The sequence below is a fragment of the Scandinavium sp. M-37 genome, from assembly GCF_043558715.1.
In the GTDB taxonomy this organism is placed as follows: domain Bacteria; phylum Pseudomonadota; class Gammaproteobacteria; order Enterobacterales; family Enterobacteriaceae; genus Scandinavium; species Scandinavium vulneris_A.
On sequence record NZ_JBIGIN010000014.1, the window covers coordinates 74,470 to 88,428 of the forward strand.

At 53.1% G+C, this 13,959-nt stretch carries 12 protein-coding genes; 10 read left to right on the forward strand and 2 right to left on the reverse strand.

Annotated elements, in window-relative coordinates; translation table 11 throughout:
* The first annotated feature begins 140 nt into the window (after positions 1–140).
* The 9 genes from bolA to ACG0Z5_RS12165 all read left to right on the forward strand — a co-directional run bounded on the left by bolA (position 141) and on the right by ACG0Z5_RS12165 (position 10,496).
* Complete coding sequence (gene bolA, locus ACG0Z5_RS12125) at positions 141–458, forward strand: transcriptional regulator BolA (protein WP_319626706.1); 318 nt, start codon at positions 141–143, stop codon at positions 456–458.
* A 348-nt stretch (positions 459–806) separates the two neighbouring features.
* Positions 807–2,105 (forward strand): trigger factor, encoded by a 1,299-nt coding sequence (gene tig, locus ACG0Z5_RS12130; RefSeq protein ID WP_394447654.1) that lies wholly within the window; start codon positions 807–809, stop codon positions 2,103–2,105.
* Positions 2,106–2,363: 258 nt separating this feature from the next.
* A complete protein-coding gene (clpP, locus tag ACG0Z5_RS12135) occupies positions 2,364–2,987 on the forward strand; it encodes an ATP-dependent Clp endopeptidase proteolytic subunit ClpP (protein ID WP_110511663.1) in 624 nt (207 codons plus the stop codon).
* Positions 2,988–3,092: 105 nt separating this feature from the next.
* Positions 3,093–4,367, forward strand: a complete 1,275-nt coding sequence (gene clpX / locus ACG0Z5_RS12140; protein ID WP_319626708.1) for an ATP-dependent protease ATP-binding subunit ClpX — start codon at positions 3,093–3,095, stop codon at positions 4,365–4,367.
* A gap of 183 nt (positions 4,368–4,550) precedes the next feature.
* Positions 4,551–6,905 (forward strand): endopeptidase La, encoded by a 2,355-nt coding sequence (gene lon, locus ACG0Z5_RS12145; protein ID WP_319626709.1) that lies wholly within the window; start codon positions 4,551–4,553, stop codon positions 6,903–6,905.
* A 210-nt stretch (positions 6,906–7,115) separates the two neighbouring features.
* Positions 7,116–7,388: a nucleoid-associated protein HU-beta gene (hupB, locus tag ACG0Z5_RS12150; protein ID WP_002444653.1), complete on the forward strand. Its 273-nt coding sequence runs from the start codon at positions 7,116–7,118 to the stop codon at positions 7,386–7,388.
* Between the two features lie 212 nt (positions 7,389–7,600).
* Complete coding sequence (ppiD, locus tag ACG0Z5_RS12155) at positions 7,601–9,475, forward strand: peptidylprolyl isomerase (protein ID WP_394447658.1); 1,875 nt, start codon at positions 7,601–7,603, stop codon at positions 9,473–9,475.
* A gap of 148 nt (positions 9,476–9,623) precedes the next feature.
* Positions 9,624–9,998, forward strand: a complete 375-nt coding sequence (locus ACG0Z5_RS12160) for a helix-hairpin-helix domain-containing protein (RefSeq protein ID WP_394447660.1) — start codon at positions 9,624–9,626, stop codon at positions 9,996–9,998.
* A 99-nt stretch (positions 9,999–10,097) separates the two neighbouring features.
* Positions 10,098–10,496, forward strand: coding sequence for a YbgC/FadM family acyl-CoA thioesterase (locus ACG0Z5_RS12165; protein WP_394447662.1), 399 nt, complete (start codon positions 10,098–10,100; stop codon positions 10,494–10,496).
* Between the two features lie 46 nt (positions 10,497–10,542).
* Here the strand turns inward: ACG0Z5_RS12165 and queC are convergent, their stop codons facing one another.
* On the reverse strand, positions 10,543–11,238 hold the full coding sequence (queC, locus tag ACG0Z5_RS12170) for a 7-cyano-7-deazaguanine synthase QueC (RefSeq protein ID WP_319626713.1): 696 nt from the start codon (positions 11,236–11,238) through the stop codon (positions 10,543–10,545).
* Between the two features lie 75 nt (positions 11,239–11,313).
* On the reverse strand, positions 11,314–13,017 hold the full coding sequence (locus ACG0Z5_RS12175; RefSeq protein ID WP_394447665.1) for an SgrR family transcriptional regulator: 1,704 nt from the start codon (positions 13,015–13,017) through the stop codon (positions 11,314–11,316).
* Between the two features lie 114 nt (positions 13,018–13,131).
* Between ACG0Z5_RS12175 and cof the strand changes: the two genes are divergently transcribed.
* Positions 13,132–13,950 (forward strand): HMP-PP phosphatase, encoded by an 819-nt coding sequence (cof, locus tag ACG0Z5_RS12180; RefSeq protein ID WP_394447667.1) that lies wholly within the window; start codon positions 13,132–13,134, stop codon positions 13,948–13,950.
* Positions 13,951–13,959 lie beyond the last annotated feature (9 nt).

The window sequence follows — 13,959 nt, forward strand, 5'->3', positions numbered from 1 at the left end:
GAGTCCGTAAAGTTCATCCATTTGACTGAGAAAAAAAGACGAAAGCTAAATTTTTGTTGTCTTGATGTAATGGAAACGGTAAAAGCGGCTAACATTTAAAGGGAAGGGCGGCATCTCAGCGTTGTCGAAGGAGTAAATTCATGATGATACGTGAACAGATAGAACAAAAATTAAGGGCAGCCTTTGAACCCTTATTCCTCGAAGTGGTGGACGAAAGTTATCGCCACAATGTCCCGGCCGGCTCCGAAAGTCACTTTAAAGTGGTGCTGGTCAGCGATCGCTTTGCCGGAGAACGTTTTCTGAATCGTCACCGAATGATTTACGGCACCTTAACCGCTGAATTGTCCACTACCGTGCATGCGCTGGCGCTGCACACCTACACCGTGAAGGAGTGGGAAGGGTTGCAGGATACTGTTTTTGCCTCCCCGCCATGTCGCGGCGCAGGCAGTATCGCGTAAAATTCGCATTTGCAACTGCCGGAACTTTTCCAGTATGTTGCGTACAGATTAAATGAGAAACGGCCTGCGGGCCGTTTTGTTTTGTTCGGATTTTGAGCGAGCAACGCATTTTGTGGGGCAAAATTACCGCAAAACTGTGAAAAATGGCGCATCCCTGCGCCATTCCCGTTCTCGACTCACTACTGTGATGCCGCTATAATGCTGCGTCTTATTTTCGGAATGTCTTCGGGATGATTCTGGCAACAGGGATTGTACTTCTGCATTGAAGCGAACATCCCGGTTCTGCGAAGCCATCGATACGTGCTTCCAGAGTTGACCGAGCACTAGTGATTTTTTTGAGGTAACAAGATGCAAGTTTCAGTTGAAACCACTCAGGGCCTTGGCCGCCGTGTAACGATTACTATCGCTGCTGACAGCATCGAAAACGCTGTAAAAAGCGAGCTGGTCAACGTAGCGAAAAAAGTTCGCATCGACGGTTTCCGTAAAGGGAAAGTACCGATGAATGTTGTTGCTCAGCGTTATGGCGCCTCTGTTCGCCAGGACGTGCTGGGTGACCTGATGAGCCGCAACTTCGTTGATGCGATCATCAAAGAGAAAATCAATCCAGCAGGCTCCCCGACCTATGTTCCGGGCGAGTACAAACAGGATGAAGACTTCACTTACTCTGTTGAGTTCGAAGTGTACCCAGAAGTTGAGCTGCAGGGTCTGGACGCAATCGAAGTTGAAAAACCGGTTGTTGAAGTGACCGACGCTGACGTTGACGGCATGCTGGACACTCTGCGCAAGCAGCAGGCGACCTGGAAAGATAAAGACGGCGCTGTTGCTGATGAAGATCGCGTGACCGTTGACTTCTCCGGTTCCGTTGATGGTGAAGAGTTCGAAGGCGGCAAAGCGACCGATTTCGTACTGGCAATGGGCCAGGGTCGTATGATCCCAGGCTTTGAAGACGGTATCAAAGGCCACAAAGCAGGCGAAGAGTTCACCATCGACGTGACCTTCCCTGAAGAGTACCACGCTGAAAACCTGAAAGGTAAAGCGGCGAAATTCGCCATCAACCTGAAGAAAGTGGAAGAGCGTGAGCTGCCTGAACTGACTGAAGAATTCATCAAACGTTTCGGCGTTGAAGATGGTTCCGTTGCCGGTCTGCGCGCTGAAGTGCGTAAAAACATGGAGCGCGAGCTGAAAGGCGCTGTGAAAAACCGCATCAAGTCTCAGGCGATCGAAGGTCTGGTTAACGCCAACAACATCGACGTTCCTGCGGCCCTGATCGACGGCGAAATCGACGTACTGCGTCAGCAGGCTGCACAGCGTTTTGGTGGCAACGCCAAACAGGCTATGGAACTGCCACGCGAACTGTTCGAAGAGCAGGCTAAACGCCGTGTTGTCGTTGGTCTGCTGCTGGGCGAAGTGATTCGCACCAACGAGCTGAAAGCTGACGAAGAGCGCGTTAAAGGCCTGATCGAAGAGATGGCTTCTGCGTACGAAGATCCGAAAGAAGTTATCGAGTTCTACAGCAAAAACAAAGAGCTGATGGACAACATGCGCAACGTAGCTCTGGAAGAGCAGGCTGTTGAAGCCGTTCTGAACAAAGCGAAAGTGTCTGAAAAAGCGACTTCTTTCAACGAACTGATGAACCAGCAGGCGTAATTAACGCCCTCACGGTTTAAAGTTTGAGCAAAAAACCCGTTGCCCTTTGGTAACGGGTTTTTTTATTGCTGTAATAGAGGACGATACGTGCCAAAACGGCGTTTCGGTGTTAGCGTAACAGCAAAATATTGTTATGCTTGAAATAGGGTAGTTTGATCCCCATAACAAGGGATAGCATTACATTGACTGGCTGACGATCCGTCCGCAAGGTTACAATCAGTACAGCAGGTCTTTTCACTTTATATCCAGGAGACGGACATGTCATACAGTGGCGAACGAGATAACTTTGCACCCCATATGGCCCTGGTGCCAATGGTCATCGAACAGACCTCACGCGGTGAACGTTCTTTTGATATCTACTCCCGTCTGCTCAAGGAGCGCGTTATCTTTCTGACCGGCCAGGTGGAAGACCACATGGCGAACCTGATTGTGGCGCAGATGCTGTTTCTGGAAGCGGAAAACCCGGAAAAAGACATTTATCTGTACATCAACTCACCGGGCGGCGTCATCACTGCTGGGATGTCAATCTATGACACCATGCAATTCATCAAGCCAGATGTCAGCACCATTTGTATGGGGCAGGCATGTTCAATGGGTGCATTCCTGTTGACCGCAGGGGCGAAGGGCAAGCGTTTCTGCCTGCCGAACTCCCGCGTGATGATTCACCAGCCGCTAGGCGGCTACCAGGGCCAGGCGACGGATATCGAAATCCACGCCAGAGAAATCCTGAAAGTTAAAGCGCGCATGAATGAACTTATGGCGCAACACACGGGTCAATCTCTTGAGCAGATTGAGCGCGACACCGAGCGTGACCGCTTCCTTGCTGCTTCTGAAGCAGTTGAGTACGGTCTGGTCGACTCCATTTTGACCCATCGTAAATAATGCCACTGCGTCGAGTGCCGCTATACTGAAGGTGGCGGCATTCCGTTAAACTGGCATTTGCGTCGTCATGTGCGGCACAAAGAACTTAGAAAGAGGTTTGTACTCATGACAGATAAACGCAAAGATGGTTCAGGCAAACTGTTGTATTGCTCTTTTTGCGGCAAAAGCCAGCACGAAGTGCGTAAGCTGATCGCCGGGCCGTCCGTGTATATCTGCGACGAATGCGTTGACTTATGTAACGACATCATTCGCGAAGAAATTAAAGAAGTGGCCCCGCATCGTGAACGTAGTGCTCTGCCGACGCCGCATGAAATCCGCCATCACCTGGACGATTATGTTATCGGTCAGGAACGGGCGAAAAAAGTGCTGGCTGTTGCGGTTTATAACCACTACAAACGTCTGCGTAACGGCGATACCAGTAACGGCGTTGAGCTTGGCAAAAGTAACATTCTGCTGATTGGCCCGACCGGTTCCGGTAAAACGCTGCTGGCGGAAACGCTGGCGCGCCTGCTGGATGTCCCGTTCACGATGGCCGATGCCACCACGCTGACCGAAGCCGGTTATGTTGGTGAAGATGTAGAAAACATCATCCAGAAACTGCTGCAGAAGTGCGATTACGACGTGCAGAAAGCGCAGCGCGGGATTGTTTACATCGATGAAATCGACAAAATTTCCCGTAAATCGGATAACCCGTCGATTACCCGTGATGTGTCCGGCGAAGGCGTACAGCAGGCCTTGCTGAAGCTCATCGAAGGCACCGTTGCCGCCGTTCCACCGCAGGGTGGCCGTAAGCATCCGCAGCAGGAATTCCTGCAGGTTGATACCTCGAAGATCCTCTTTATCTGTGGCGGCGCGTTTGCCGGTCTCGATAAAGTGATCGCCAACCGCGTAGAAACCGGTTCTGGTATTGGTTTTGGTGCGACGGTGAAAGCGAAATCCGAAAAGGCGAACGAAGGCGAACTGCTGGAGCAGGTTGAACCGGGTGACCTGATCAAATTTGGTCTGATCCCTGAATTCATCGGTCGTCTGCCGGTCGTTGCTACCCTCAATGAACTGAGCGAAGACGCGCTGATTCAGATTCTGAAAGAGCCGAAAAATGCGCTGACCAAGCAGTACCAAGCGCTGTTCAGCCTTGAAGGCGTGGATTTAGAGTTCCGTGACGAAGCGCTGGATGCGATTGCGCGTAAGGCGATGGCCCGTAAAACCGGTGCCCGTGGTCTGCGTTCCATCGTCGAAGCGGCACTGCTCGATACCATGTACGACCTTCCATCGATGGAAGACGTTGAGAAAGTGGTTATCGACGAGTCCGTCATCGAAGGGCAAACCAAGCCGCTGCTGATTTACGGTGCGACCGAAACTCAGCAGGCTTCTGGTGAATAATTAACCAATTCACTCAGTCATTTAACTAAAAGGGGGATATTTTATCCCCCTTTTACTTTTCCTGTATTCCTGCCGTTGAATGTGTGGGAAACATCCCCATATACTGGATTACATGTTAACGATGGCGTGAAGCACAGTGTCGCCATTGACTACCTGGCGGACATTAAACTAAGAGAGAGCTCTATGAATCCTGAGCGTTCTGAACGCATTGAAATCCCCGTATTGCCATTGCGCGATGTGGTGGTTTATCCGCACATGGTCATTCCCTTATTTGTAGGGCGGGAAAAATCTATCCGTTGTCTGGAAGCGGCCATGGACCATGATAAAAAAATCATGCTGGTTGCTCAGAAAGACGCGTCAACGGATGAGCCGGGTGTAAACGATCTTTTCACCGTCGGGACCGTGGCCTCTATTTTGCAGATGCTGAAACTCCCTGACGGCACGGTTAAAGTGTTGGTTGAGGGCCTGCAGCGTGCGCGTATTTCCGCGCTGTCTGACGACGGTGAACATTTCTCGGCGAAAGCGGAATACCTCGAGTCTCCGGCTATCGACGAGCGTGAGCAGGAAGTATTGGTCCGCACGGCCATTAGCCAGTTTGAAGGCTATATCAAGCTCAACAAGAAAATCCCACCGGAAGTGCTGACGTCGCTCAATAGCATCGACGATCCTGCGCGTCTGGCGGACACCATCGCCGCACACATGCCGCTTAAGCTGTCTGATAAGCAGTCTGTGCTGGAAATGTCCGACATCAACGAACGTCTGGAATACCTGATGGCGATGATGGAATCGGAAATCGATCTGCTGCAGGTTGAGAAACGCATTCGCAACCGCGTTAAAAAGCAGATGGAGAAATCCCAGCGTGAGTACTATCTGAACGAGCAAATGAAGGCCATTCAGAAAGAACTCGGCGAGATGGACGATGCGCCGGACGAAAACGAAGCGCTGAAGCGTAAAATTGACGCCTCTAAAATGCCGAAAGAGGCAAAAGAGAAGGCTGAAGCTGAGCTGCAGAAGCTGAAAATGATGTCGCCGATGTCGGCTGAAGCCACCGTCGTGCGTGGCTACATTGACTGGATGGTGCAGGTTCCATGGACCGCACGCAGCAAAGTCAAAAAAGACCTGCGTCAGGCGCAAGAGATCCTCGATACCGACCACTACGGTCTGGAACGCGTGAAAGACCGCATCCTTGAGTATCTCGCAGTCCAGAGCCGCGTGAACAAGCTCAAAGGGCCGATTCTGTGCCTGGTTGGGCCTCCAGGGGTGGGTAAAACTTCTCTGGGTCAGTCGATTGCCAAAGCCACCGGACGTAAATATATCCGTATGGCGCTGGGCGGCGTGCGTGACGAAGCGGAAATTCGCGGTCACCGCCGGACCTACATCGGTTCTATGCCGGGCAAACTCATCCAGAAAATGGCGAAAGTAGGCGTTAAAAACCCGCTTTTCCTGCTGGATGAAATCGACAAAATGTCGTCCGACATGCGCGGCGACCCAGCGTCTGCTCTGCTGGAAGTGCTTGATCCAGAACAGAACGTGGCGTTTAACGATCACTATCTGGAAGTCGATTACGACCTCAGTGACGTGATGTTTGTCGCGACGTCTAACTCCATGAACATTCCGGCACCGCTGTTGGATCGTATGGAAGTCATTCGTCTGTCCGGTTACACCGAAGACGAGAAGCTGAACATTGCCAAACGTCATCTGTTGTCAAAACAGATTGAGCGTAACGCGCTGAAACCAAGCGAAATTACGGTCGACGATAGCGCCATTATCAGCATCATTCGCTACTACACGCGTGAAGCCGGGGTGCGTAGTCTGGAGCGTGAAATCTCCAAGCTGTGCCGCAAAGCGGTCAAACAGCTGTTGCTGGACAAAACGCTGAAACACATTGAGATCAATGGAGACAATCTCCATGACTATCTCGGTGTACAGCGCTTCGACTATGGTCGTGCAGACAGCGAAAACCGCGTGGGTCAGGTGACGGGTCTGGCGTGGACCGAAGTAGGTGGCGACCTGTTGACCATCGAAACCGCCTGCGTTCCGGGTAAAGGCAAACTGACCTACACCGGCTCGCTGGGTGAAGTGATGCAGGAATCCATCCAGGCGGCGCTGACCGTGGTACGTGCGCGTGCAGAGAAGCTCGGCATCAACGGCGACTTCTACGAAAAACGCGACATCCACGTTCACGTACCGGAAGGGGCAACGCCGAAAGACGGTCCAAGTGCGGGTATTGCGATGTGTACCGCGCTGGTATCTTGTCTGACCGGTAACCCGGTACGCGCTGATGTCGCCATGACCGGCGAAATTACGCTGCGTGGTCAGGTTCTGCCGATCGGCGGTCTGAAGGAAAAACTGCTGGCGGCTCACCGTGGTGGGATTAAGACAGTTCTGATTCCTGACGAAAATAAACGCGATTTGGAAGAGATTCCTGATAACGTGATTGCCGACCTGGATATCCATCCGGTTAAGCGAATTGAGGAAGTTCTGGCGCTTGCGCTGCAGAATGCGCCTTATGGCATGCAGGTTGTGACCGCAAAATAGTGACTTCGCGCAAAGAGCGTTAATAAAAACAGGGCTGGCAGGTGATTTCGCACTTGCCAGCCTTTTTTTGTATAGCTAATTTAGATTGCTGGTTGGGTATGTCATAGACAACGGGTGTTGTAAGGGCATGACACTCCTGATATAACTGCTGCGCCGTCGCATTGCGAAGGATTCCAGTGCGATATAAATTATAAAGAGAGGAAGAGAATAGTGAATAAATCTCAACTGATTGACAAAATTGCTGCAGGTGCGGATATCTCTAAAGCTGCTGCTGGACGTGCGTTAGACGCTTTAATCGCTTCCGTTACCGAGTCTCTGCAGGCTGGAGATGACGTTGCACTGGTTGGTTTTGGTACTTTTGCTGTTAAAGAGCGTGCTGCCCGTACTGGTCGCAACCCGCAGACAGGTAAAGAGATCACCATCGCCGCTGCCAAAGTGCCGGGTTTCCGTGCAGGTAAAGCACTGAAAGACGCGGTAAACTGATCGCTTTCCCTCCCCGGGAATGTGACAAAGTACAAGGGCGCATCAAAAGATGTGCCTTTTTTTATTCCTCCAGCCTGACTTTATGCGACTTTAGACGCGTAGTAGACTGACAAATAGACTGGTTTCCTGTCACAATACGCCCTCACGCGCGGCGGCTCTCATGCTATGCTGTGCGAGGTATATAGTCACTTACAGCGGAGCGTTGTTACACCATGATGGACTCCTTACGTACGGCTGCGAATAGCGTCGTACTCAAGATTATTTTCGGTATCATTATCGTGTCGTTCATTTTGACCGGCGTGAGCGGCTACCTGATTGGCGGTAACGCAGATTACGCCGCGAAAGTGAATGGCCAGGAAATTGGCCGTGCACAGTATGAAAATGCCGTTGCCAGCGAAAGAAACCGCATGCAGCAGCAGTTGGGCGATCAGTTCTCTGAGTTGGCTTCCAACGAAAACTACATGAAAACCATGCGCCAGCAGGTTCTCAACCGTCTTATCGACGAATCTCTGCTCGATCAGTACGCAAAACACCTCAATCTGGGCATCAGCGATGCGCAGGTGAAAGACGCAATCTTCAAAACTCAGGCATTCCAGGCTAACGGTAAATTCGATAACCAGCGTTTCAGCGGTATCGTTGGCCAAATGGGCATGACGACAGACCAGTACGCTCAGGCGCTGCGCAACCAGCTGGTCACTCAGCAGCTGATTAACGCCATCGTCGGGTCTGAATTCATGCTCCCTGGCGAGACTGACGAACTGGCCGCGCTGGTTTCTCAGCAGCGCATCGTGCGTGAAGCGACCCTGGATGTGAACGCGCTGGCTGCGAAGCAACAGGTTAGCGATCAGGAAATCACCAGCTACTACGAGCAGCATAAAAACCAGTTCGTGGCGCCAGAGCAGTTCCGCGTCAGCTACATTAAAATGGACGCCGCAAGCCTGCAGGAAACGGCTTCTGATAGCGAGATCCAGTCCTACTACGATCAGCATCAGGATCAATACACTCAGCCGCAGCGCGTACGTTACAGCGTGATTCAGACCAAAACCGAAGCTGAAGCGAAAGCGGCGCTGGATGAAATCAACAAAGGCGCGAACTTTGCTGACGTGGCAAAAGCGAAATCTACTGACATTATCTCTGCCAAAAACGGTGGCGATATGGGCTGGCTGGAAGCATCCACCACGCCGGATGAGCTGAAAAATGCGGGCCTGAAAGAGAAAGGGCAACTGTCAGGCGTTATCAAATCTTCTGTGGGTTTCCTGGTGGCGCGTCTTGATGACAGCGAAGCCGCTAAAGTGAAACCGCTGACTGAAGTTCACGATCAAATCGCCGCGAAAGTGAAACAGGAAAAAGCGCTGGACGCCTACTATGCGATGCAGCAGAAAGTGAGTGATGCCGCCAGCAACGATAACGAATCGTTGGCAGGTGCATCCCAGGTTTCCGGTATCAAAGTGGTTGAGACCGGCTGGTTCGGTCACGACAATCTGCCGGAAGAGCTGAACTTCAAACCGGTGTCTGATGCCATCTTTAACGGCGGTCTGGTCGGGCAAAACGGCACGCCGGGTAGCAACTCTGACATCATCACCGTTGACGGCGATCGTGCGTTTGTTCTGCGTGTCAGCGAACACAAAGCGGAATCCGTGAAACCGCTGGCTGAAGTCAAAGCGCAGGTGACTGACATCGTGAAGCACACCAAAGCGGTGCAGGAAGCGAACGTGACCGCAGAGAAGGTGCTGGCTTCCCTGAAAGCGGGTAAAGGTGATGAGGCGATGAAAGCCGCGAACCTGAGCTTCGGTGAAGCGAAAACCCTGAGCCGTACGGATCAGGATCCGCTGAGCCAGACCGCGTTCACGCTGCCACTGCCGCAGAAAGACAAACCGAGCTACGGCGTCGGAGCAGATATGCAGGGTAACGTGGTTCTGCTGTCTGTGGACGAAGTGAAAGATGGCACCATGCCGGAAGCACAGAAGAAAGCGATGGTGCAGGGTATCACCCAGAACAACGCTCAGGTCGCTTTCGAAGCGCTGATGGCGAACCTGCGTAAAGAAGCGAAAATCAAGCTGGGCAGTATTGCGGAACAACAGCAATAACGTCGAGCACGCTCGCAGATTTTAGTAACGCACTGCAATATTCAAAGGCCGCTTTCGCGGCCTTTTCCAATTTTGATCTTTGCCTTTTGTACTGTTCACTCCGGCTGGATAAGGTGGCTTCGCTGTCAACCAACAAGGAGATAACAGCATGAAATCAGGAATCAAAACATTACTACTCGTTCTTACCGTCGCCTTTACCGGGCTCGGCTCACACGCTTATGCGGCAACCTCTTCAGGCAAAGCGCAGGCGGAATCGAAAACCACGGCAACGCCACCGACTGCAACTGACAAAAGCAGCGCCTCACTCCCTCAGGACAAAAACTCTGGCGACAAGGTCAGCATCAACACCGCCAGCGCCGAGGAACTGGCTCAGGCAATGAATGGCGTCGGCCTCAAAAAAGCGCAGGCCATCGTCAGCTATCGCGAAGAGTATGGCCCGTTTAAAACCCTTGACGATCTCCGCCAGGTGCCCGGAATGGGTGGTGCATTGGTCGAAAGAAATCTTTCACATCTGATGCTCTGACCGCACGGGAAGTTTGCACAGTAGCAAAAAAATGCCAGACTAAAGAGGTCGTACCAGTGTGCGACCTCTGACTCTATAAATAACAAAGGCTATGGCGCTATGCAGACTCAAATTAAAGTTCGTGGATATCACCTGGATGTTTATCAACACGTTAATAACGCTCGCTATCTCGAGTTCCTCGAAGAAGCCCGTTGGGATGGGCTGGAAAGCAGTGAGGGTTTTCAGTGGATGAGCCGTCATCACATCGCGTTTGTGGTGGTGAATATCAACATCAACTATCGCCGCCCGGCGGTGCTGGGTGACCTGCTGACGGTGACCAGCAAAGTGCAGCAACTCAACGGGAAAAGCGGCGTACTGAGTCAGGTGGTGACGCTGGAGCCTGAAGGCCAGGTGGTGGCAGACGCGCTGATCACCTTTGTCTGTATTGATTTGAAAACGCAAAAAGCACTGGCGCTGGAAGGGGAACTGCGGGAACACCTGGAAGCGATGGTCGAGTAACCATCATGATAACCCCGGCAAGCCATTCACCGCCGGGGTAGCGCCTTTATTTCAGTCCGGTTTTCGCCTTCATGGCGGCCATCACCCCGGCTTTATCCGCCAGGTAATGGTTCAGGCCGTTGGCCCGCAGGGAACAGGCCGCGCAATGCCCACAGCCGTCGCCTTTAATACCGTTGTAGCAGGTGAGGGTTTCGCTGCGAACCCTATCAAGATGGCCCCAGTAATCGGCGAGCGCCCACGTTTGTGCTTTATCAAGCCACATCAGCGGCGTTTCAAAGCGGATATCTTTCGCCATGCCCAGGTTCACCGCATGATTGAGCGCTTTAACAAACTCATCGCGGCAGTCCGGGTAGCCGGAGAAGTCGGTCTCACACACGCCGGTGATCACCGCTTCCGCTTTAACCTGATAAGCGTAAATTGCGGTCAGAGTTAAGAACAGAATGTTACGGCCCGGCACAAAGGTATTTGGAATGCCGTTGGCCTCAGGTTCATAGTCAGGAACCGGAATGCTGTCGCGGGTCAGGCTGCTCACCGCCAGTTCATTCAACAGCGTCACGTCCAGCACCTTATGCGCACGTGCGCCGAGTTTCAGTGCCAGTTCCCGCGCCACATCAATCTCCGCGCGATGGCGCTGGCCATAATCAAACGTCACGCAGTGCACTTCGTCATACTGCTGTAAAGCCTGAACCAGACAAGTAGTGGAGTCCTGTCCTCCGCTAAAGACCACAACGGCGCGTTTCATAGTAAATCCTGTCGATATTGAAGAAAACACTATGGTAGCGCCTGTGGGCGACGTCGACCAGCTACAAGACATGCTTTATGCGTTGGTCGAAGCGGGCAGCCAGGCCTCCGTAAAATCAAACCAGCCACGGGCGTTAAGGCGAATACCGTTCACGCCCGGCGGGGCACTGATTTTGTACTGATAGTTAAACAACGGCGTCAGAACGGCATTTTCCATCAGATGATGAAAGACGTTTTGTAAGGCGGCATGGCGCGAAGCCGTGTTTTTCTGCGACTGAACCGCGTCGAGCGTGGCCTGAAGATGGGCGTACTGCGCGGCACTAAGGGTATGTGGCCACAGAGGATCGCAGCGCAACCATTGCTCGAGCGTATATTCAGGCGTATCGCCAATCAGCCTGTCTCCCATTATCACATCGGCCTTCGCCAGGTCAGGACAGTTGTCCCAGGTTTTGGCATCGTGGAAAATGACCGTCAGTTCGCAACCCTTTTCCGCCAGCGCCTGGCGGAGCTGTTCTGCCATGGTATGGAGTTCCACCGGCAGATGATAGATAAGCGTCAGGGCAGCAGGGAAGGTGACCGTGGACGTATCTTCCGCCAACGGAATGCGCCAGCCTGGCAGCAGTTCATGGCTGGGGGTAATCAGGCTTTCATCTAGCGGCAGGGTTTGCATCAGCGAACTGCGGTGAATCAGCGCAATCAGCTTTTGTGCTTGCGCAGTTGTCAGACGTGGGCTTTTACGCAGCGTCAGATAGCAAAAGCCGAGGCTGATACTGTTGCTGACCAGGCGTAGTTTGCGCAGGTCGTCCGCTTCGCCAATCGCCAGTTGAACCGGATGACGGCAGCTGGTGCCTAAATCCTGCTCAAATAGCTGCGGCGTTATCCAGTATTCGATGGTTTGTAACAGCGGGTGACTCAGATGATAGCGGCTGTGGCTTTCGAGGCGCACCAGCTCCGGTTCAAAGATTTTCAGTCGGAAAGGCCCGGTGCCGAGCGTCGGGTTATCCGGATGCGCCAGCACGCTGCAATAGCTGGCCAGACGGTGCGCCAGCCAGTAGTCCGGTTTAACCAGCGTAAAGGTCAGACACTGGGCGTGCGTGACGTCAATGCGCTGCACGCTGGCGAACAGCGTCCGCAGAGCGGGCAGGCTCAACAGCATGTCGAGACGTTGATGAAGCTGCGCGGTATCTACCGGATCGCCATTGTGCCAGTGCAGTGTAGAGCGAATGTAAAACTGCCAGCGCAAACCGTCGGCCGACACCTCCCAGTGATGGGCTAAATCGCCCACAGGCTCATCGTGGCCTTGAGAGAATCGGGTCAAGCCTGAGAATATCTGCCCGGCCAGATGCTGTTCGGCGCGCCCGGGTAAAAAACCAGGATGCAGGGGCTCGAGCGGGCGATAGTACGGGATACGTAACGTCGGGGTGTTGTTCTGCCATTGACCGCCGAGAAAGGGGTGCAGCAGCGCCCGCAGCTCGGGGGCCGCCAGCTGGGCCAGCTCCAGCGCATTTTGTTGCTGCCCGAGCGTCAGCGCCTGCTCCATCATCTCGTTTCGCAAGCTGTCGGGGGTGACGTAAAAGGTCAATGTGCCACGTTTTCCGCGCCCGGACTGCGCCTGCCAGTGTAGCCAGCCCGCATCCTGCGCCTGACGCAGCAGCGTGCGGACGTGTCGCTCGCTGCAAAAACAGCGCTCAGCCAGTTCGGCGACGGTTATCTGCTGCGGCACACCTGCGGAGGGCTGCCACAGGCGCTGGAACTGATTCAGTCGGTTGAGTTGGCGCATCGCCTGTCCTTAAATAAACCCGGAACAATAAATATCATTCATTCACTATTCCTTCCGTATATCTCAGGCGATACTTTCGCACAAGCGACACTCATCACACTTCCGGGGAAGAACATGGCAAGACTGGCTGCATTTGATATGGACGGGACATTATTAATGCCCGACCATCGCCTGGGTGAGCAAACGCTGAGTACCTTAAAGCGCCTGCATGAGCGGGACATTACCCTGACGTTTGCCACCGGTCGACATGTCCTCGAGATGCGTCATTTAATTGGCAACCTCTCGCTGGATGCATTCCTGATAACCGGAAACGGGACGCGCATTCACTCTCTGGAAGGGGATGTCCTGCACCGCAGCGATTTAGATCCTGAGGTGGCGGATCTTGTGCTCCATAGCCACTGGGACACCCAGGCCAGTATGCATGTCTTTAACGATCGCGGCTGGCTGACGGACAAGGATATCCCCGAAATACTGCATGCCCACGTCTACAGCGGTTTCCGCTATCAGCTGTGTGATTTCAAACGGCTGCCTGCACACGAGGTCACCAAGATCTGCTTCTGCGGCGATCACCAGGATCTGAGCCGCCTGCGCATTCAGCTCAATGATGCGTTAGGCGCTCGCGCCCATCTCACCTTCTCGGCGGTGGAGTGCCTGGAGGTGCTGCCGGTAGGCTGTAACAAAGGCGCGGCGCTGTCGACCCTGAGCCAACATCTGGGTATGACTTTGGCGGACTGCATGGCATTTGGTGATGCGATGAATGACAGCGAAATGCTGGGATCGGTTGGCAAAGGGCTGATCATGGGCAACGCCATGCCGCAGTTGAAAGCGGCGTTACCGCACCTACCGGTTATCGGACACTGCCAGAATCAGGCGGTTTCCCACTTTTTAACGCATTGGCTGGATACACCACATCTCCCTTATTCCCCCGAATGAATGAGACCC

Bases quoted from the DNA above. Each gene is read 5' to 3' on its own strand.
- bolA (WP_319626706.1), top strand. From the start codon at position 141: ATGATGATACGTGAACAGATAGAACAAAAATTAAGGGCAGCCTTTGAA.
- tig (WP_394447654.1), top strand. From the start codon at position 807: ATGCAAGTTTCAGTTGAAACCACTCAGGGCCTTGGCCGCCGTGTAACG.
- clpP (WP_110511663.1), top strand. From the start codon at position 2,364: ATGTCATACAGTGGCGAACGAGATAACTTTGCACCCCATATGGCCCTG.
- clpX (WP_319626708.1), top strand. From the start codon at position 3,093: ATGACAGATAAACGCAAAGATGGTTCAGGCAAACTGTTGTATTGCTCT.
- lon (WP_319626709.1), top strand. From the start codon at position 4,551: ATGAATCCTGAGCGTTCTGAACGCATTGAAATCCCCGTATTGCCATTG.
- ppiD (WP_394447658.1), top strand. From the start codon at position 7,601: ATGATGGACTCCTTACGTACGGCTGCGAATAGCGTCGTACTCAAGATT.
- ACG0Z5_RS12160 (WP_394447660.1), top strand. From the start codon at position 9,624: ATGAAATCAGGAATCAAAACATTACTACTCGTTCTTACCGTCGCCTTT.
- ACG0Z5_RS12165 (WP_394447662.1), top strand. From the start codon at position 10,098: ATGCAGACTCAAATTAAAGTTCGTGGATATCACCTGGATGTTTATCAA.
- queC (WP_319626713.1), bottom strand. From the start codon at position 11,238: ATGAAACGCGCCGTTGTGGTCTTTAGCGGAGGACAGGACTCCACTACT.
- ACG0Z5_RS12175 (WP_394447665.1), bottom strand. From the start codon at position 13,017: ATGCGCCAACTCAACCGACTGAATCAGTTCCAGCGCCTGTGGCAGCCC.
- cof (WP_394447667.1), top strand. From the start codon at position 13,132: ATGGCAAGACTGGCTGCATTTGATATGGACGGGACATTATTAATGCCC.